Annotated in this window: 20 protein-coding genes; 11 read left to right on the top strand and 9 right to left on the bottom strand. The window is 68.7% G+C overall.

Annotated features, from left to right (window positions below; genetic code table 11):
• The first annotated feature begins 233 nt into the window (after positions 1-233).
• Together ACWDMM_RS26185 and ACWDMM_RS26180 are read left to right on the top strand one after the other, a co-directional pair.
• On the top strand, positions 234-1013 hold the full coding sequence (locus tag ACWDMM_RS26185) for an isoprenyl transferase (RefSeq protein WP_067809301.1): 780 nt from the start codon (positions 234-236) through the stop codon (positions 1011-1013).
• Positions 1014-1074: 61 nt separating this feature from the next.
• Complete coding sequence (locus tag ACWDMM_RS26180) at positions 1075-1674, top strand: hypothetical protein (RefSeq protein ID WP_357208264.1); 600 nt, start codon at positions 1075-1077, stop codon at positions 1672-1674.
• A gap of 6 nt (positions 1675-1680) precedes the next feature.
• Here ACWDMM_RS26180 and coaA read toward each other — a convergent pair whose 3' ends face one another.
• Complete coding sequence (gene coaA, locus ACWDMM_RS26175) at positions 1681-2613, bottom strand: type I pantothenate kinase (protein WP_195082537.1); 933 nt, start codon at positions 2611-2613, stop codon at positions 1681-1683.
• Between the two features lie 181 nt (positions 2614-2794).
• Between coaA and ACWDMM_RS26170 the strand changes: the two genes are divergently transcribed.
• Positions 2795-3994: a DUF885 domain-containing protein gene (locus tag ACWDMM_RS26170; protein ID WP_449939987.1), complete on the top strand. Its 1200-nt coding sequence runs from the start codon at positions 2795-2797 to the stop codon at positions 3992-3994.
• Positions 3995-4136: 142 nt separating this feature from the next.
• Here the strand turns inward: ACWDMM_RS26170 and ACWDMM_RS26165 are convergent, their stop codons facing one another.
• Positions 4137-4586, bottom strand: a complete 450-nt coding sequence (locus ACWDMM_RS26165; protein ID WP_449939986.1) for a nitroreductase family deazaflavin-dependent oxidoreductase — start codon at positions 4584-4586, stop codon at positions 4137-4139.
• Positions 4587-4597: 11 nt separating this feature from the next.
• Complete coding sequence (locus ACWDMM_RS26160; RefSeq protein WP_449939984.1) at positions 4598-5059, bottom strand: PaaI family thioesterase; 462 nt, start codon at positions 5057-5059, stop codon at positions 4598-4600.
• A 94-nt stretch (positions 5060-5153) separates the two neighbouring features.
• Between ACWDMM_RS26160 and ACWDMM_RS26155 the strand changes: the two genes are divergently transcribed.
• Together ACWDMM_RS26155 and glyA are read left to right on the top strand one after the other, a co-directional pair.
• The gene (locus ACWDMM_RS26155) at positions 5154-5732 is read left to right on the top strand and encodes a TetR/AcrR family transcriptional regulator (RefSeq protein WP_195082541.1); all 579 of its coding nucleotides are present in this window, start codon (positions 5154-5156) and stop codon (positions 5730-5732) included.
• Positions 5733-5834: 102 nt separating this feature from the next.
• Entirely contained in the window at positions 5835-7130 is a 1296-nt protein-coding gene (gene glyA, locus ACWDMM_RS26150; RefSeq protein ID WP_195082542.1) for a serine hydroxymethyltransferase, read from the top strand.
• A 102-nt stretch (positions 7131-7232) separates the two neighbouring features.
• On the opposite strand, the gene ACWDMM_RS26145 is transcribed toward glyA, so the two are convergent.
• The 5 genes from ACWDMM_RS26145 to ACWDMM_RS26125 all read right to left on the bottom strand — a co-directional run bounded on the left by ACWDMM_RS26145 (position 7233) and on the right by ACWDMM_RS26125 (position 11604).
• Complete coding sequence (locus ACWDMM_RS26145; RefSeq protein ID WP_195082543.1) at positions 7233-7973, bottom strand: ESX secretion-associated protein EspG; 741 nt, start codon at positions 7971-7973, stop codon at positions 7233-7235.
• Entirely contained in the window at positions 7970-9220 is a 1251-nt protein-coding gene (locus tag ACWDMM_RS26140) for a hypothetical protein (protein ID WP_195082544.1), read from the bottom strand. The genes ACWDMM_RS26145 and ACWDMM_RS26140 overlap by 4 nt, the downstream gene beginning before the upstream one ends.
• 18 nt (positions 9221-9238) lie before the next feature.
• Positions 9239-9826 carry a DUF3558 domain-containing protein gene (locus ACWDMM_RS26135; RefSeq protein WP_449939980.1) on the bottom strand — a complete coding sequence of 196 codons (588 nt, stop codon included), beginning with the start codon at positions 9824-9826 and terminating at the stop codon, positions 9239-9241.
• Positions 9823-10209 carry a hypothetical protein gene (locus tag ACWDMM_RS26130; RefSeq protein ID WP_357110823.1) on the bottom strand — a complete coding sequence of 129 codons (387 nt, stop codon included), beginning with the start codon at positions 10207-10209 and terminating at the stop codon, positions 9823-9825. The genes ACWDMM_RS26135 and ACWDMM_RS26130 overlap by 4 nt, the downstream gene beginning before the upstream one ends.
• A 198-nt stretch (positions 10210-10407) precedes the next feature.
• Entirely contained in the window at positions 10408-11604 is a 1197-nt protein-coding gene (locus tag ACWDMM_RS26125) for an FAD-dependent monooxygenase (RefSeq protein ID WP_449939979.1), read from the bottom strand.
• A gap of 111 nt (positions 11605-11715) precedes the next feature.
• Here ACWDMM_RS26125 and ACWDMM_RS26120 point away from each other — a divergent pair, with 111 nt between their 5' ends.
• Positions 11716-12426, top strand: coding sequence for a TetR/AcrR family transcriptional regulator (locus ACWDMM_RS26120; RefSeq protein ID WP_357110819.1), 711 nt, complete (start codon positions 11716-11718; stop codon positions 12424-12426).
• Positions 12427-12449: 23 nt separating this feature from the next.
• Positions 12450-12872, top strand: a complete 423-nt coding sequence (locus ACWDMM_RS26115; RefSeq protein ID WP_195082549.1) for a limonene-1,2-epoxide hydrolase family protein — start codon at positions 12450-12452, stop codon at positions 12870-12872.
• A gap of 6 nt (positions 12873-12878) precedes the next feature.
• On the opposite strand, the gene ACWDMM_RS26110 is transcribed toward ACWDMM_RS26115, so the two are convergent.
• Entirely contained in the window at positions 12879-13151 is a 273-nt protein-coding gene (locus ACWDMM_RS26110) for a hypothetical protein (protein ID WP_449939977.1), read from the bottom strand.
• 86 nt (positions 13152-13237) lie between these two features.
• Here ACWDMM_RS26110 and ACWDMM_RS26105 point away from each other — a divergent pair, with 86 nt between their 5' ends.
• The 4 genes from ACWDMM_RS26105 (at position 13238) to ACWDMM_RS26090 (ending at position 17008) form a co-directional block, all read left to right on the top strand.
• Positions 13238-13606 carry a DUF488 domain-containing protein gene (locus ACWDMM_RS26105; RefSeq protein WP_195046819.1) on the top strand — a complete coding sequence of 123 codons (369 nt, stop codon included), beginning with the start codon at positions 13238-13240 and terminating at the stop codon, positions 13604-13606.
• Positions 13607-13872: 266 nt separating this feature from the next.
• Entirely contained in the window at positions 13873-15258 is a 1386-nt protein-coding gene (locus ACWDMM_RS26100; protein WP_195082551.1) for a PhoH family protein, read from the top strand.
• A 188-nt stretch (positions 15259-15446) separates the two neighbouring features.
• The gene (locus ACWDMM_RS26095; RefSeq protein ID WP_195082552.1) at positions 15447-16049 is read left to right on the top strand and encodes an LGFP repeat-containing protein; all 603 of its coding nucleotides are present in this window, start codon (positions 15447-15449) and stop codon (positions 16047-16049) included.
• A gap of 101 nt (positions 16050-16150) precedes the next feature.
• The gene (locus ACWDMM_RS26090; RefSeq protein ID WP_195082553.1) at positions 16151-17008 is read left to right on the top strand and encodes an acyl-ACP desaturase; all 858 of its coding nucleotides are present in this window, start codon (positions 16151-16153) and stop codon (positions 17006-17008) included.
• Positions 17009-17041: the final 33 nt, after the last annotated feature.

Below are 17041 nucleotides of genomic sequence, written 5' to 3'. Positions count from 1 at the left end.
GGGAACCGGTGTGACCACTGCCGCATCGGCGGCGTCGACCGATTCGGACACGAATACCTCCTAGTGGGGACGGCAGGAGCAGCCTGTCCACGGCCCCACGCCGGACCGAGGACGGACGCGGTAGTTGAACCCGTCAGTAACCTACGCAACCGTAACTTGCGTGCTCCCGGCCACTGTACCGGCGTATCGCGGTCGATGCCGCGTTCGTGTCGCCGAGGCGTAGGGTTGCCCGCGTGGAACTTCCGAGTCAGGTGCGGGGTCTGCCGTATCGCATCTACGAGGCCCGGCTGTCCAGGCAGCTGGCCGGCAAGCAGCATCCCCGGCACGTCGCGGTGATGTGTGACGGCAATCGCCGGTGGGCGCGGGAGAACGGTTTCACCGACGTCAGCCACGGCCATCGGGTCGGCGCGCTGAAGATCGCCGAGCTGGTCGGCTGGTGCGAGGCCGAGGGCATCGAGATGGTGACCGTGTACCTGCTGTCCACCGAGAATCTCCAGCGTGATCCGGACGAGCTGGAGACGCTGTTCGAGGTCATCACCGACGTGGTGGAGGAGCTGTCGGCGCCGGAGCAGAACTGGAGCGTGCGCATCGTCGGCTCGCTCGACGGCTTCCCGGAGCTGATCGCCAAGCGGATGCGCACCGCGGCCGAGCGCACCGACGGCCGCAACGGCGTGCACGTCAACGTCGCGGTCGGCTACGGCGGCAGGCAGGAGATCGCCGACGCGGTGCGCTCGCTGGTCCGTCAGGAGATCGCCGCGGGCGAGACCGGCGAGGACCTGGTGCAGTCGATCACCGTGAACGCCATCGGCCAGCATCTCTACACTTCCGGTCAGCCGGACCCAGACCTGGTCATTCGCACCTCCGGCGAGCAGCGGCTGTCCGGGTTCCTGCTGTGGCAGAGCGCATACTCGGAGATATGGTTCACCGAGGCGTACTGGCCGGAGTTCCGCCGGGTGGATTTCCTGCGGGCGCTGCGCGACTTCGCCGCGCGTCATCGCCGTTTCGGCGTCTGATCCGGGGTCGCGCCGGTGAATCCGGCGCCATCACCACGCTTCTCGCGTACCGTGCGGTCTCATGAGCTCGTTCGATCACCGGCCCGCCGGAGCCGCGCGGGGCGAACCGGACGACTCGATCAGCTATGCGGAGTTCGGTAGACGCTTCCTGGAGTACGCCGCCTCCGAAGCGCGCATCTCGGGCGCGTTCGCCCAGCTGACCGGTAGCGCCTTCGATTTCGGCCCGATCGGGGCCGGGCCGGGCCGACTGGCCAAGGTGACCGCACAGGTGCGGCTCGGCGCGTCCCGGTTGGGCCGTCGCGACGACGAGACCATCGCGTTCGAACTGATCATCCCGCTGGAGGTCGACCTGCTACTGGACTTGGCGGTCGACCGGCACCGGTTCCACGTCGAGGGAACCGTGCATCTGCGCCTGACGGTGCACACGGCGGCGCCGCTGCGGGTGGTGATCGATATCGCCGAGCCGCGCCCGGCCGACGTGCGCGTCAGCGTGGCCGCCGCCACCAGGCGCGGGCAAATGCTGCGCGCTCTCGCCGGCGTCGATCACGAGATCAGGCGTTTCGTCGCCCGCTATATCTCCGCCGAGATCCGTAAGCCGCACATCGCCGCGGTGCGGGATATCGATGTCGCGCAGCGCCTCGACGAAGCGTGGAAATTGTAAGCGGAATCACAATTTCCGCAGTCGCAGCCGATTGATGCTGTGATCGGCGTCCTTGCGCAGCACCAGGGTCGCGCGCGGGCGAGTGGGCAGAATGTTCTCCACGAGATTCGGCCGGTTGGTGTTGTTCCAGATCTCCTGCGCCGCGGCGGTCGCCTGCTCGTCGGTGAATCCGGAGTAGTGGTGGAAATGCGCGTTCGGATCGGCGAACGCGGTCTTGCGCAGGGTGAGAAACCTTTGCACGTACCACTTCTCGATGTCTTCGATGCGCGCGTCCACGTAGATCGAGAAGTCGAACAGATCCGACACCATCAGACGCGGACCGGTCTGCAACACGTTCAACCCCTCCACGATCAGAATGTCGGGCTGGCGCACGCAGTGCAGCTTGTCCGGCACGATGTCGTAGGAGATGTGCGAATACACCGGCGCGCAGACCTCGGCCGCGCCTGATTTCACCTCGGTGACGAATCGCAGCAGCTTGCGGCGGTCGTAGCTCTCCGGAAAACCTTTGCGGTGCATGATGCCGCGCCGGGTGAGTTCCGCGGTGGGATAGAGGAATCCGTCGGTGGTGACCAGGTCCACGCGCGGGTGGTGATCCCAGCGCGCGAGCAGGGCTTGCAGTACGCGCGCGGTGGTGGACTTGCCCACCGCGACGCTGCCCGCCACGCCGATCACGAACGGCACCTGCTGGTCGGGATGGGTTTCGCCGAGAAATGTGGCGGTCGCGGCGAACAGTCGCTGCCGCGCGGCCACCTGCAGGTGGATGAGACGAGCGAGCGGGAGATACACCTCCGCGACTTCTTCGAGATCGATCTGTTCCCCGAGGCCGCGCAGGCCGATGAGTTCTTCCTCGGTGAGCACCAGGGGAGTCGATTTACGCAGGGTCCGCCACTGTTTCCGGTCGAATTCCACGTAGGGACTCGGCTCGCTCATTCGTGCCATTTACCCGACGCTCCGTTTCGGCAAACACGCACAGTTACCGTGCGGATCCGGTGAGATTCGGTCTAGCTGTCGCCGCATAGGCGAATTCTGCTCCGCGCCGACACGATGAGCCGAGCGGGGTGCCACTACCGGTTGGTAACCGGCTCGATGCCCCAGGTGTGGGCCGCTAATCTCGGCTGGCATGGAAGCGCATCCGCTCGTGACCGAATACCTGCGGCTCGGCCTCGCCTTCGACCGGCTGGAGGAAGGATTCGTCGACGCCTACACCGGTGATCCCGCGCTGCGCAACGAGGTGCGCGCCGCGCCGGCCCCGCAGCCGCGCGAGCTGGCCCGCCGGGCCGCCGAGTTGCGCGGCGCGGTGTCGGAGGCCGGACTGACGCCGCAGCGCGCCGAGTTCCTCGACGTGCACCTGCGCGCGCTGGAGTGCTCCGCACGGAAGTTCGCCGGCGAGGACATCGGCTTCATCGACGAGGTGCGCGCCTACTTCGACGTCGACATCACGCCCGGCGACGTGGACGACTACCGCGAGGCGCACCGGCAGATGGACGAGGTGCTCGCCGGGGACGGTCCGCTGTCCGAGCGGATGGCCGCTCATCGCAAGGCCGACGAGATCCCGCCGGAGCGCCTGGCGGTCTGCGTCGAGGCGTTCTCCGGTGCGCTGCGTGAGCTGGTGCGCGCCCGCTACCCGCTGCCGGACCACGAGCACGTCACCTACGAGGTGGTCGGAGACAAGCCCTGGTCCGGGTTCAACTACTACCTGGGCAACTACCGCTCCCGCGTCGCGATCAACTCCGACCTCGAGCAGCACATGGCGCACCTGCCGCAGCTGATCGCGCACGAGTCCTACCCGGGCCACCACACCGAGCACTGCCGCAAGGAAGCCGGGCTGGTCGCCGCCGGGCAGGCCGAGCAGACGCTGTTCCTGGTCAACACCCCGCAGTGCCTGATGGCCGAGGGCCTCGCCGATCTGGCGTTGCGTTCCATCGTCGGGCCCGGCTGGGGCAAGTGGGCACAGGAGATCTACGCGGATCTCGGGCTGCGCTTCGACGGCGAACGAGCCGAACGCCTTTCGAACGCCTCGGCGAAGCTGCTGGGCGTGCGCCAGGACGCCGCGCTGCTGCTGCACGACCGGGGCCGCTCGCACGACGAGGTGGCGGAGTTCTTGCAGACCTGGAGCCTGACGACGCCGGAGCGGGCGCGCCAGTCGCTGCGCTTCCTGTCCTCGCCGCTGTGGCGCGCCTATATCTCCACCTACGTCGAGGGATACCGGCTGCTGGGTGGCTGGCTCGATCGCGCGGCCGAAGCCGAGGACCGGGCCGATCGGTTCCGCAGGCTGCTCGACGAGCCGCTCACGCCGGGCGCGGTGCGCGCGGCGGTGTGAGAATCACTGGATCACCGCACAGCCCTGTCCGCCCGCGGAGAGGCTGCACAGCAGCAACGAAAGGGTGCGCAGCAGCGCCTCGACCGGAGAGGCGGGCACCGAGACCGAGCCGATCATGTCCGTTCCTTCCTGGGTTCGGTGGTCACGCGCCCGCGAAAGTGATGCGCACCGAGATCGGGTCGCTTTCCGGCGCTTTCATGGTGCGTTCGGCGACGGCGGCGGCGACGCGCCCTTTGGCGAACGTGCGGGAGCGTGCCACCACATCGTCCTGCGGCACGAAGGCGGCCGTGCCGGTGCGCCAGTGGCTGCCCTGCCGGAGCCGGACGTGCGGGTCGGCGGCGATGTTGCGGGCCCAGCCGGAGCGATAGCCGTGCTGCGAGATCAGCCACGCGCCGGTCTCGTCGATCGACGCGGTGACCGGCACCCGCCGCGGCTGCCCGGATTTCGCTCCGACCGTCTCCAGTTCGGCGATCAGCGACGATCGGATGCCGAGCCGGTCGAGCAGGCCGACGGCCGGGTTGACCAGGTAGCGGCCGATCAGGCGTTCGCGCCGGAATATGCGTACCGCGGCGCTCGGTGTTCGTCCGGCCATGACAGTGCTCCTCAGGTTCGATGCGGGCGGAAGACGGCGCAGGTGGTGGTGGCGTGCGCGACCAGGCGGCCCTGCTCGTCGACCACCCGCCCCTCCGCGGTCGCGGTGCTGCGCCCGACGTGGATCGTGGTGCCGGTGGCGGTGAGGCGCTGCCCGTCGGTGGGCACGGCGCGGATGTAGTTGATCTTCAGCTCCAGCGTCGTGTATCCCACGCCTGGCTCCAGCGTGGTGTGCACCGCGCAGCCCATCACCGAGTCGAGCAGGGTGGCGCAGATGCCGCCGTGCGTGGTGCCGAGCGGGTTGGCGAAGTCGGGCCTGGTCCGCAGGGCGAAGACCACCTTGCCGTGCTCGAGTTCGTCGACCTCCATGCCGAGCAGGTCGCCGATGAACGGCGGGCGGTCCGTCCTGCTCATCGCGGTGCGCAGGAGCTCGAGGCCGGACAGCTGAGCCGGATCGATGGTGGCTTCGGACATGGGTCCCATCCTTTCGATGAACCGATCGGTCCACATCTGTCATGATTGCAACATGGACCGATCGGTTCACGCAACCCTCGAGCAAGGAACCCGCATGACCACAGGGCCGCGCACCAGGCTGATCGAAACCGCCATCGAACTGGTGCGCGAACAGGGTGTGCACGCCGCGGGGCTCGCGACGCTGCTGGAGCGGAGCAACGCCTCGCGCAACTCGCTCTATCAGCACTTCCCCTCCGGTAAGAGCGAGCTGGTCGAGACCGCGACGCGCGTGGCGGGCGTGCGGATCGGCGAGGTGATCGACAAGGTCACCGCCGCGCCGCCGCGCCGGTGGTTCGATTCGCTCATCGGCTGGTGGGTCGGCGCGTTGCGCAAGACCGGCTACCGCGCCGGGTGCCCGGTCGTCGGGGCGGCGCTGGCCGAGTCGGAACCCCGGGTGCAGGCGGCCGCGGGCGAGGTCTTCGGGGATTGGCACCAACGGCTCGGGGCGGCGCTCACCGCCGCGGGCTTGGACGCCGAGGAAGCGCGCTCGTTCAGCAGTTTCGTGTTCAGCGCGATGGAAGGGGCCATCGTCCAGGCGCGGGCCATGAAATCCACGCAGCCGCTGGAGGACGCGCAGCGGCATCTGGCGGTGCTGTTGGAGACCTATCTGCCGGAAGACGGCGCATCGAGTTGACGGGCCGGCGCGTCACTGCGGATCGCCCGGCGCGCCACCGCTGACCAGGAGGGGTGAACCCCCTGCTCGAGGGCCGGGCATGCGGCCCATAGACTGAGGGTCGTGACGCAGACGACCGCCTCTGTCAATACCCAGTCTCTCGGTGAGCTCGATCCGGAGCTCGCTGCCGCGATGGCAGGCGAGCTCGCCCGCGAACGCGACACGCTCGAGATGATCGCCTCGGAGAACTTCGTGCCGCGCGCGGTGCTGCAGGCGCAGGGCAGCGTGTTGACCAACAAGTACGCCGAGGGCTACCCGGGGCGGCGCTACTACGGCGGTTGCGAGCACGTCGACGTGGTGGAGACCTTGGCCCGCGACCGTGCCAAGGAGTTGTTCGGCGCCGAATTCGCCAATGTCCAGCCGCATTCCGGCGCGCAGGCGAACGCCGCGGTGCTGATGTCGCTGATGGACCCGGGCGACAAGCTGCTCGGTCTCGACCTCGCGCACGGCGGTCACCTGACCCACGGCATGCGCCTGAACTTCTCCGGCAAGCTCTACGAGGTGCACTCCTACGGAGTGAGCAAGGAAGACCACCGCGTCGACATGGACGAGGTGCGCGAGATCGCCTTGCAGGCGCGTCCGAAGGTGATCGTGGCGGGGTGGTCGGCCTACCCGCGCCACCAGGACTTCGCGGCGTTCCGCTCGATCGCCGACGAGGTCGGCGCCTACCTGTGGGTGGACATGGCCCACTTCGCCGGTCTGGTCGCCGCCGGCCTGCACCCCTCGCCGGTGCCCTACGCCGACGTCGTGTCCTCGACCGTGCACAAGACCCTCGGCGGTCCGCGCTCCGGCCTGATCCTGGCCAAGCAGGAGTACGCCAAGAAGCTGAACAGCTCGGTGTTCCCCGGCCAGCAGGGCGGGCCGCTGATGCACGCCATCGCCGCCAAGGCCGTCGCGTTCAAGATCGCCGCGAGCGAGGAGTTCCGCAATCGCCAGGAGCGCACCCTCTCCGGTGCGAAGATCCTGGCCGAGCGGCTCACCGCCGCCGACGTCAAGGACAAGGGCATCAGCGTGCTCACCGGCGGCACCGATGTGCATCTGGTGCTGGTCGACCTGCGCAACTCCGAGCTCGACGGCCAGCAGGGCGAGGATCTGCTGCACGAGATCGGTATCACGGTGAACCGCAACGCCGTTCCGTTCGATCCGCGTCCCCCGATGGTCACCTCCGGCCTGCGCATCGGCACCGCCGCCCTGGCCACCCGCGGCTTCGGCGACACCGAGTTCGCCGAGGTCGCCGACATCATCGCGAGCGCGCTGGCCGGTAGCGCCGACCTGGACGCGCTGCGCGCCCGGGTGAGCAAGCTGGCCAAGGACGTTCCGCTGTACGACGGCTTGGAGGACTGGCGCCTGCTGGGCTGACGCCGGTTCGCTTCGTGCGTCCGGCGCGGCCGGATGCACGAAGCCCGTCGCGGCCGCTTCCTGGATCCACAGTCCTTGCCGACGGGCACGGCGATCCGGGAGCTACCTATCCATCCGCGCCTTCGCTCGCACAATCGATTCGTCCAGGTACCGGGCGATATCGGCGCTGGTGCCGGGGCGGATCATCAGGGCGCGGTTCGCGGGGACCTCGCAGTAGCGGCCGTCGGGCGTGTCGATCCAGCGGAGCCGGCCGGTGCGCAGCGGTTCGGCGTTGCGCGGGCCGAGCAGCACGGTGGCGGTGCCGCGGGTGGCGCACGACTGCCGCCAGAAGCGCCGGTAACGCTCTTTCGCCTGGCTGGCGGGCGCGTTGCCGAAGACGTCGGGGCGATCGTCGTTGAGATCATCGAGCAGGAAGCTCTTCTCACCCACCGTTCCCGCCGTGGCGTCCGGCAGCAGACGCACCACTTCGGTGGCGAGCTGATCGATCCGGCAGCGCCGCAAACGCACTAGTCCGCCGTCCGGCGCGGGCGACTGCGCGGCGAGCACACCGGAACCGCTGCGGGTACCGCAGGCCACCGCGCGAAGTTCGACGCCTCCGCGCGTGTTGTCGTAGCCGAACAGCTCGATGCGCCAGTCCGGAACGGCCAGCGTGGTGATCGCGCCGCGCAGTGGCAGCCGCTCGGCGCGTCCCAGCTCGGCGTTGAACTGCCGCTGATACGCCTGGTACTCGTTGCGGCCGGGGAAGCGGCTGGTGAACCGGAACGGAAAGGGCATGCGGTCCAAGCCCGTCCCGAACCAGGCCGCGGCGAACTGCTCGGCCGACAGCGACCACTGGGTGGTCATTGCTCACCGAGCACGGGCGGCACCGTCGGTTTCACCTCGCCGAGCAGTTCTTTCGCGTGTTCCTCGGTGCGCAGGTACTTCGGCGAGTCGTGCTCGTCGTCGTCCGTGCGCCTGCCGCGCAGTCCCGGCGGCACCATGCCCGAATAACCTGCGGCGCCCGTTGCCCCCGGGCGCCCGGGCGCGGTGGGTTGCCCATTCGCCGCGGCGGGGACGGTGGGCTGGGCGGGCCGAGACGTGCCCGCGCGCGCTTCGTTGTCCGAGGTGGTCGGGATGCCGGCCGGGCCGGGGGCGCCGCCCGCCCTGCTCGGCGTGCCGGTCGGTCTGCCGGTGAACGAGGTCGGGGTGACGGTGGTGGGTGTCGTCTGCGGCGGCGGTGCGGAGGGGACGATGGGCGCGTACGGTGTGGATGTCTGCGTCCTCGTGATGGATGCCGGAGTGGTCGCCGCGGTGTCCTGGTTCGAGGAAACCGCTTGCGACGGGACAGTTTCCGGCGTGTCCGCAGCGGTTGGATGCACTCCGCTGTCCGGCTCGCCGTCGTCCGCGGAACCGGTGGGGGAGGCGGTGTCCGCAGTGGAAGATGGTTCGCCGGAGGCGGAGTTGTCCGGGGAGCGGGTGAGGGCCACGGCCTGCGAGTCGACGCTCGTGCCGCTTTCCACGCCCGTGCCGGTTCCCGGGTCGGGATTGGTTTCCGAACTGGTGCCGGTTCCCGAACCCACGCCGGGCTGCACACCGGTCGGCGCCGCTGCGGCCGGAGCGACCGGGGGTGGCAGCGTCGGGATACCCGGAGCGGTGGCCCCGTACGGCTGGATGTACTGGGTGTTCATCTCGTCGCGGGCCTGTTCCTCCCGCGAGTTGCGCTGTGCCGGATCGGCCGTCGCACCCGAGGCGTCCAGCAGCTCCGGCACCGACATCTTGAACTTGGCCGCCGCGTCGGCCGCCGCCGACAGCGGCAGACTCTGCGCGCCGATGGCTTCCCCGAGTTCGCCCACCCGCGCCGCGTACTCTCGCACGCCGCGGACCGCGCTGTCGGCCGCCGCGCCCTCCCAATGCTGTTCTACCGCGTTCTTGATCGCGTCCTCGAATCGCTGGCCCGCGTTCGTCACCGCCGCGGCGATGGCCGACCACGCGGCGAACGCGCCGTCGAGCGCGGCGGGATTCATCGCGTCGGCGGCTTGCTTGATCTCAGCGTGCGAAAAGCTCTGCGCGTTCTCCGGGTTGGTGATCGCGCGGCCGTCGGTCTGTCTCATGATCGCTTCCCCCGGTGGTCAGCTGCCCGCGGGCAGCAACGGTGCGACTGCTGTGGCGATATCGGTGGCGGTGTCGCACGGCGGCAGCTTGCGTGGGTGCTTGCCGCTGGGATCGTCGACGAGGATGTACAGCGAGCCAGCGCGCATCTCGACGTTGACCGTGCAGCCGCCGGGCACGTCGGGCCGGGCCTCGTACCGCAGAGCGTTCCGGCTACCGACCGTGGTGCTCGTTGCCGAAGGAAACTTCGCCTTCACCTGCTCGAGTGTGCCGTTGGTTGTCTGGATCGTGAGGCCGTATCCGGCTCTGGCGACATACCGGCAGCCCTTCCAGCTGATGCTGCCGGTGCTGGTCTGTTTCGGCGCGGGCGGCAGCGCGTCCCACTGGTATTCGGCCAGGAACTGTGGTGTCAGAGCGGTGCAGGGATCGAACGACTGCGCACCGGCGGCGGAGCCTGTCTCAGCGGCGGAGGAATCCGGGCGAGTCTGGGTTGTCGCAGTGTGCGATGACGCTGTCTCTTCACCGCATCCGGTGAGCAATACGGCCACCGCCGCCAGTGCGGTGAAACCGGCCTCCGTCCGGCGACTCGTATACGCGCTGCCGGTCATACGTTGAGTTCCCGCATCTTTGCCGCGAATTCGGCATCGGTGCGCTGATAGGTATCGCTGATCGCTTTGAACATGGCTCGGATGTCCTCGGCGACGGTGATGTAGTCGCTCAGCATGTCGTAGGCATTGTTCGGGCCGCCGAACGCCTTCTCCCGAAACAGCTGGACCAGTTCCATCGCCGAGGAAAGGCGTGGGTTGTTCTCGCCCAGTCCCCATTGTGTCTGCTCACCGAGATCGCGAGCGTCCGCGCGAGCGCCGGTGAGTTGGCCGATCAACTCCTCGCATGCTCGATCGATCTCCACGAACGCCTGCGGGTCCATCCGCACTCGCAACGCCCCGGTTTTCGCAGCTTCGATGTACCCGGGAAACGGGCTGTCCGCCATCGCCGCCCCTTCCGTCAGTGCCGTCTGACCTTATAGACGCGCCCCGTCTCGCTCCGGTTCCATCGAAACACAGCCGAATCCTCCGGTCGCCCCGTCCCGCCGGTCGTCGCCGGCCGCGCACGGCTCTCACCTGGGATGTTGTGCCGCGCAGCGACCGGTGCGGCGACCTCGATCGCTGTCAAGGCTGCTGACGAGCGCTCAGCGCGCATTCGCCGCCGCGACCAGAGCGGGGTAGTCCTGCAAGTCGATGTCGTTGGCGGCGTTGTCGCTGTATTTCGTCATCAGCGCGAACATCCGGGAACCGAGGAACCAGTTGCGCGTCTTGATGCCGCGCGCGGTCTTCGGGGCCAGGAAGCGACCGGCATTGCTGTTGCCCGCGATCTTCGCGTATCGCTTCATGAGCTCGTCGTAGCGAGCGAAGGCGACGGTGTGATCGCCGTCGGCCAAGGCCAGCTCACCCGCGATGACGTACGCACCGACCACGGCCAGCCCGGTGCCGAAGCCGCCGAGGGTGTTCCCGTAGCCGGAGTCGCCGACCAGCGCGACACGGCCCTTGGTGTACCCGTGGGGCATCCGGACCCGGCCGATCGAATCCATGTAGAAATCATCGAATTCGGGCAGTTCGGCGAGCATTCGCGGCACGTCCCAACCGACCTCGGCGAAGGTCTCGGCGAGGATGCGCCGCTGGGCCGCGCTGTCGTCGCGGGCGTAATCCAGTTCGGGGGAGGCGAACATGTACATCTGCTGCGCCTTGGGGCCGCCGCTGATCGCGAGGCGGCCGGGCGCGTTGTGGCCGTACGCGACCACCCGCTCGCGCGTCCCGGCGGAGGTGCCGCTCCACGGGCCGGCCCCCGCGACGGCGTAGTAGTAGCCGAGGTGCTTCACGAAGTCGCGCTCGGGACCGAAGGCGAGTCTGCGGACCCGGGAATGGATGCCGTCGGCGCCGAAGACGAGGTCGAAGGTGCGGGCGGGGGCGTGCTCGAATTCGACGTGGACGCCGGCCGAGGTCTCGGTGAGCGCGGTGATCGAATCGCCGAACAGGTAGTCGCAACGGTCGGCGGTGCGCCGGTACAGGATCTCGGACAGATCGCCGCGCAGGATCTCCACATCGCCGCCGGTGAACTCACCCGACATCAGCGCCAGCTCGTCGCCCCGCTCGTCCACGAAGACGGTGTCGGTGGTGCCCGTCCTGCGCTGCTCGATGTCCGCCAGCACGCCCATCCGTTCCAGCACCGTGCGGTGGGTGCGGCCCTTGAAGTCGATCGCCTGACCGCCGGGGCGCAGCGCCGCGGCCCGCTCCACGACGGTGACCGCGAAGCCGTAGCGGTGCAGCCAGTAGGCCAGCGCGGGTCCGGCGATGCTCGCGCCGGAGATGAGAACGGTGGTGTTGCGCATGAGATTCTCCTCGTAAAATCTGCGTCCTACGGAAACTGTATCCGATGGACGCTGATTAGCGTATGGTAGACACAGTTACACGTCAAGGCGATCTCCGGAAGGATCTCGGGCATGCCGACACCGACCACACTGGAACTGCTCTGGGGTACCGGTCCGCGGCCCAAACGCGGGCCGAAACCCGCGCTGTCGCTGGAGCGGATAGTCGCCGAGGCCATCGCGCTGGCCGACGCGGAAGGGCTGGCGAACCTGTCCATGCAGCGGCTGGCCGAGCGCTTGGGTTTCACGAAGATGTCGCTGTACCGCTATGTGCCGGGCAAGGCGGAACTCGTCGCGCTGATGCTGGACACCGCACTCGGCCTGCCGCCGGAACTGAGCGCGGAGGCGCTGGAGGACGGATGGCGCGAGCCGCTGCGCGTGTGGTGCGAGACGATCTACGCGCGCTTCAGCGCCCACCCGTGGTCACTGGAGGTGTCGGTGGGTCTGCGGCCGGTCGGCCCGAACGAGCTGGCATGGATGGAGGCCGCACTCGGCGCGCTCGCCGGAACCGGGCTCACCACGGCCGAACGGCTGGACACGATCGTGCTGCTGACCGGGCACGCCCGCAGTTTGGCCACGCAGGTGCGGGTGGCCGACGCCGACGCGTTCGAAAGGCAGATCGCGGGTCAGTTCGCCGAAATGGTGGCCGCCGCGGCCGACCGGTATCCGGCCGCGGCCGCCGCGTTCGCCGAAGGCGGCGCGGTGGCGGGCGGCGAGGGCGCGCTGCGATTCGGCATCGAGCGGATTCTCGACGGACTGGCCGTGCTCATCGCGCGCCGCGGGTGACCGGCGCGGCCTACGCTCGGACCATGACCGACGAACCCGATCTGAAACAGGACTCGATCACCACCGTGCGGGAGTTCTTCGCCGCGCTGGAGATGGGCGCCGCCGAGGAGGCGATCGACCTGCTGCACCCGGACATCGTCTGGAAGAACACCTCGCTGCCCGATGTGAAAGGCGTCCGCCGGGTCGGCGGCGTGCTGCGCGGCCTGCGTCGCGACTGGCTCGGCTTCGGGGTCGACCTGCACCACATCGCCGCCGACGGCGACGTCGTGCTCACCGACCGCACCGACTATCTGCGCTTCGGCCCGGTGCGCACCGGCTTCTGGGTGACCGGCACCTTCGAACTGCGTGACGGCCGAATCATCTTGTGGCACGACCACTTCAGCTGGGAGAACTTCCTGCGCGGCACGGCTGTCGGACTCTGGCGCGCGGCGCTCGCCCGGCGCTGACCGGCCTCAGCAGTGCTGGGCCAGGTAGTCCAGATACACCGGGCGCAACACCTCGGCGACCGCGCCGTCACCCGCGTGGACGTAGTCGTCGAGCATGGGCAGCACGTACTTGATGTCCGCCTCGCTTTCGCCGACGTTGCCCGCGGCGGCCTCCGCGGCCGGGATCGACGTGAGCAGCCGCCACAGGAACTTCACATCCCCACGCCGCACGGCGAGCTTCATCGCCCGGTCGTGCAGCTCCTTCGACGACAGCTTCTCCAAATCCTCGTTACCGGACATACCAGCGACTCTATCCGTCGAATCGGGCGACAGCGACCGCGTGGCGAAGTCCGTCGCGGCCCGCACGCCGTGCTGCGATGACTGCTATGACACCGCAACCTGGACCCGGCTTCCGGATCAAGCGCGTCTACGACGACCCCGACCCCGACGACGGCACCCGGGTGCTGGTCGACCGGCTCTGGCCGAGGGGCATCACCAAAGCGCAAGCGCGGGTCGATCGCTGGCCCAAGGCGATCACTCCGACCACCGAATTGCGGCGCTGGTTCCACGCCGATCGCGACGCGCGCGGCCCGGAATTCGCCGACCGATACCGCGCCGAACTCGCCGCGCCGGAGGTTCAGCAAGATTTGCGGGATTTGCGCGCCCTGGCCGCCGAAGGTCCGGTCACATTGCTCACGGCCGTACAGGATCCGGCGCACAGCCATGTTCCGGTATTGCTCGACGTGCTCCGGTGAACCCGTGTGACGTGCGGGTTTACCACAAATTCACGGACACGCCTCGCGGTCCCTGAGCGCGGACACCGTGATCGGAGGTAGCGTCGGGTGTGCGGGCCGCGGCGGTGTGGCTCGTACGGGAGGTCCTGACCGTGACTGAGCTACTCAGTACGAGGGGGCCGGCGCCCGGCCCTCGTGGCATCTGACGGCAACGTCGGGTCCATCAGGACGGACCGGTCCAGCGAGATCGTTCGTGCGAGTACCGCACGAACACAGAGGAGCCCACCGTGACTGCTGCACGCTCCGTTTCCGCTCCCTCGGCGAACTCCAGCTCCGCGAAAGGCGGAGCCGCCGCGAAGGGGGCCCGCCCCTCGCAATTACTCGGCAAAACCTTCGTCATCGATACGTCCGTCCTGCTGTCGGATCCCTGGTCCTTCACGCGGTTCGGCGAACACGACGTGGTGTTACCCCTGGTGGTCATCAGTGAACTCGAAGCCAAACGGCACCATCACGAGCTGGGCTGGTTCGCGCGAGAAGCTCTGCGCAACCTCGACGATCTGCGCCTGCAGCACGGCAGGCTGGATCAGCAGGTGCCGATCGGCACCGAGGGCGGAACGTTGCAGGTGGAACTGAACCACACCGATCCCGCGGTCCTTCCGGTCGGCTTCCGCACCGACACCAACGACTCCCGGATCCTGGCCTGTGCGCTCAACCTCGCGGCCGAGGGCCGCGAAGTGGTGTTGGTGTCCAAGGACATTCCGCTGCGGGTCAAGGCCAGCGCGGTGGGCTTGCACGCCGACGAGTATCACGCCCAGGACGTGGTGACCTCGGGCTGGTCCGGCATGGTGGAACTCGATGTCAGCACCGCGCGCATCGATCAGCTCTACGCCGAGTCGGTGATCGACTTGGACGAAGCGCGAGAGCTGCCCTGCCACACCGGTGTTCGGCTGCTCGGCGTCAGCTCCAGCGCGCTGGGGCGCGTGACGCCGGACAAGCGGGTGCAGCTGGTGCGCGAGCGCGAGGCGTTCGGTCTGCACGGCCGTTCCGCCGAGCAGCGCATCGCGCTCGACCTGCTGCTGGACGAGAGCGTCGGCATCGTCTCCCTCGGCGGCCGGGCCGGTACCGGCAAGTCGGCGCTCGCGTTGACCGCGGGCCTGGAGGCGGTGCTGGAACGGCGCGCGCAACGCAAGGTGGTGGTCTTCCGTCCGCTCTACGCGGTGGGCGGCCAGGAGCTGGGCTATCTGCCCGGCACCGAGAGCGAGAAGATGGGCCCGTGGGCGCAGGCGGTCTTCGACACGCTCGACGGGCTGGCCAGCCGTGAGGTGATGGAAGAGGTGCTCAGCCGCGACATGCTGGAGGTGTTGCCGCTGACCCACATTCGCGGGCGGTCGCTGCACGACTCCTTCGTCATCGTGGACGAAGCACAGTCGCTGGAGCGGAACGTGCTGCTCACGGTGCTCAGCAGGCTGGGAACCGGCTCGCGGGTGGTGCTCACCCACGACGTAGCCCAGCGCGACAACCTGCGCGTCGGCAGGCACGACGGGGTCGCGGCGGTGGTCGAGAAACTCAAAGGTCATCCGCTCTTCGCGCACATCACGCTGACCCGTAGCGAGCGCTCGCCGATCGCGGCGCTGGTCACCGAGATGCTGGAGGAGTACGGCCCCAACGCCTGAGTTCGCGACGCCGTTCAGCGGCGGGTTTCACCGCAGGTCCGGTGGGTATCACCCGCCGCGATAGCAGTTGAGTATGACCCGGTGGCCGCTCGTCGGTCACCGGGTCATTGCCTGACAATCGGCCGAGGCTGCGCGCGGCGTCGTCATGGAGTCGTGGTGCGCCCGCAGCCCCCAGCGAGAGGATGGACATGCACCACTTCGCTCGACGAACGGCTGGATTCACCGCAGTGCTCGCCGCGGCAGGACTGGTCTTGGCCGCCTGCGGCGACAATGACGACAAAGGCGACAGCGCCAAGACCGGTATGGCCAGTATGACCGGCATGGTCACCTCGATGATGAGCCCCGGCGCCGCGACCACCACGCACGCCGAGGGGAGCGCCACGCACACCGAGGGGAGCGCGACCAAGACCTCCGGCGCGGCAGCCGCCGAGGGGACCAAGATCGCCACGCCCGGTGGCGAGATCAGCGTCGACGGCGACATCTACAAGAAGTACGAACAGCTCGGGGGACCGACGGGCACGCTCGGCCTTCCGCTGCAGGCCGAGGAGCAGGGCCCCGACGACGGGGAGTACCAGGACTTCGCCGGCGGCACCATCTACGAGGCCAAGGACGGCGAACCGCACGTCGTCTGGGGCGAGATCCGCAAGGCGTGGGAAGACAACGGCGGCGCGCAGGGGCAGCTGGGGTACCCGGTCAGCGACGAGAAGGACATCCCCGGCGGCAAGCAGAGCGACTTCTCCGGCGGCACCATCACGTGGGTGAACGGTACTATCACCGTCACGCCGAAATAGGAGCCAGATATTCGGCGTCCGGGATCGCGGCGCGGTCTCGGTTGCCTGTGAATCCCATCCATCCGTCCCCGCTCCGCGGGCCAAGCCGCTAGGTTATCTCGGTGCAAACTCTCCTGACCGATCGCGAATTGCTCGAATCGCTCGCGGTGGACGTAGAACTGCTGCTGCGTAAGCACGTGGATGTCGCCGACGGGTGGCAGCCGCACGACTTCGTGCCGTGGGACGACGGGCGCAACTTCGCCTTCCTCGGCGGCGCCGACTGGGCGCCTGAGCAGTCCGAACTCAGCGAGACCGCCAAACTGGCGTTGACCGTCTCGGTGCTGATCGCCGACAACTTGCCCTCGTATCACCGCGAGATCGGCAAGTACCTGCGCACCGGCGCGTGGTGGCGCTGGGTCGGCCGCTGGACGGCCGAGGAGAACCGCCACGAGATCACCATCCGCAACTACCTCATGGTGACCAGGTCCGTCGATCCGGTGGAGCTGGAGCGGCTGCGCATGGAGCACATGACCAAGGGCTTCCGCCGCCCTGCGATGCACTTGCTCGATGTACTGGCCAACTGCGCGTTCGAGGAGGCCGCCAGCGCGGTCCGGCATCGCAATACCGCGGCGCTCGGGGAGAACCCACTGGTCACAGCCATCGCCGAGCGCATTGCGCTGGACGACGAACTGCAGTCGGTGTTCTTCGCCGACCTGGTGGCCGCCGCGCTGGATCTGGCGCCGGACCAGACCGTGCGGGCCATCGCCGACCGGGTCGCCGGCTTCGAGGTCCCGACGGTGACGCTGCCGGACGGCCGCAGCAGCGACGTGGTGCTCGCCGAGGCGGGCATCTACGACCGGGCCAAGGAGGGCGAACTGGTGTTCGCCCCGCTGCTGAAGCGGTGGAACATTTTCGGCCGCACCGATTTCGGCCCGGACGGGGAGTCGGCGCGCGAGGAACTCGCGCACCTGCGCGACTGAACCGCGGCCCGGCACAGCGATCGAACGCCACCT

The organism is Nocardia sp. NPDC003726 (assembly GCF_053586955.1).
This window is presented reverse-complemented; position numbering and strand designations above follow the sequence as displayed.

Excerpts from the sequence above, each read along its gene's own strand:
- ACWDMM_RS26180 (WP_357208264.1), top strand. The coding sequence starts at position 1,075 with ATGAGCTCGTTCGATCACCGGCCCGCCGGAGCCGCGCGGGGCGAACCG.
- coaA (WP_195082537.1), bottom strand. The coding sequence starts at position 2,613 with ATGGCACGAATGAGCGAGCCGAGTCCCTACGTGGAATTCGACCGGAAA.
- ACWDMM_RS26170 (WP_449939987.1), top strand. The coding sequence starts at position 2,795 with ATGGAAGCGCATCCGCTCGTGACCGAATACCTGCGGCTCGGCCTCGCC.
- ACWDMM_RS26165 (WP_449939986.1), bottom strand. The coding sequence starts at position 4,586 with ATGGCCGGACGAACACCGAGCGCCGCGGTACGCATATTCCGGCGCGAA.
- ACWDMM_RS26160 (WP_449939984.1), bottom strand. The coding sequence starts at position 5,059 with ATGTCCGAAGCCACCATCGATCCGGCTCAGCTGTCCGGCCTCGAGCTC.
- ACWDMM_RS26155 (WP_195082541.1), top strand. The coding sequence starts at position 5,154 with ATGACCACAGGGCCGCGCACCAGGCTGATCGAAACCGCCATCGAACTG.
- ACWDMM_RS26145 (WP_195082543.1), bottom strand. The coding sequence starts at position 7,973 with ATGACCACCCAGTGGTCGCTGTCGGCCGAGCAGTTCGCCGCGGCCTGG.
- ACWDMM_RS26140 (WP_195082544.1), bottom strand. The coding sequence starts at position 9,220 with ATGAGACAGACCGACGGCCGCGCGATCACCAACCCGGAGAACGCGCAG.
- ACWDMM_RS26135 (WP_449939980.1), bottom strand. The coding sequence starts at position 9,826 with ATGACCGGCAGCGCGTATACGAGTCGCCGGACGGAGGCCGGTTTCACC.
- ACWDMM_RS26130 (WP_357110823.1), bottom strand. The coding sequence starts at position 10,209 with ATGGCGGACAGCCCGTTTCCCGGGTACATCGAAGCTGCGAAAACCGGG.
- ACWDMM_RS26125 (WP_449939979.1), bottom strand. The coding sequence starts at position 11,604 with ATGCGCAACACCACCGTTCTCATCTCCGGCGCGAGCATCGCCGGACCC.
- ACWDMM_RS26120 (WP_357110819.1), top strand. The coding sequence starts at position 11,716 with ATGCCGACACCGACCACACTGGAACTGCTCTGGGGTACCGGTCCGCGG.
- ACWDMM_RS26115 (WP_195082549.1), top strand. The coding sequence starts at position 12,450 with ATGACCGACGAACCCGATCTGAAACAGGACTCGATCACCACCGTGCGG.
- ACWDMM_RS26110 (WP_449939977.1), bottom strand. The coding sequence starts at position 13,151 with ATGTCCGGTAACGAGGATTTGGAGAAGCTGTCGTCGAAGGAGCTGCAC.
- ACWDMM_RS26105 (WP_195046819.1), top strand. The coding sequence starts at position 13,238 with ATGACACCGCAACCTGGACCCGGCTTCCGGATCAAGCGCGTCTACGAC.
- ACWDMM_RS26095 (WP_195082552.1), top strand. The coding sequence starts at position 15,447 with ATGCACCACTTCGCTCGACGAACGGCTGGATTCACCGCAGTGCTCGCC.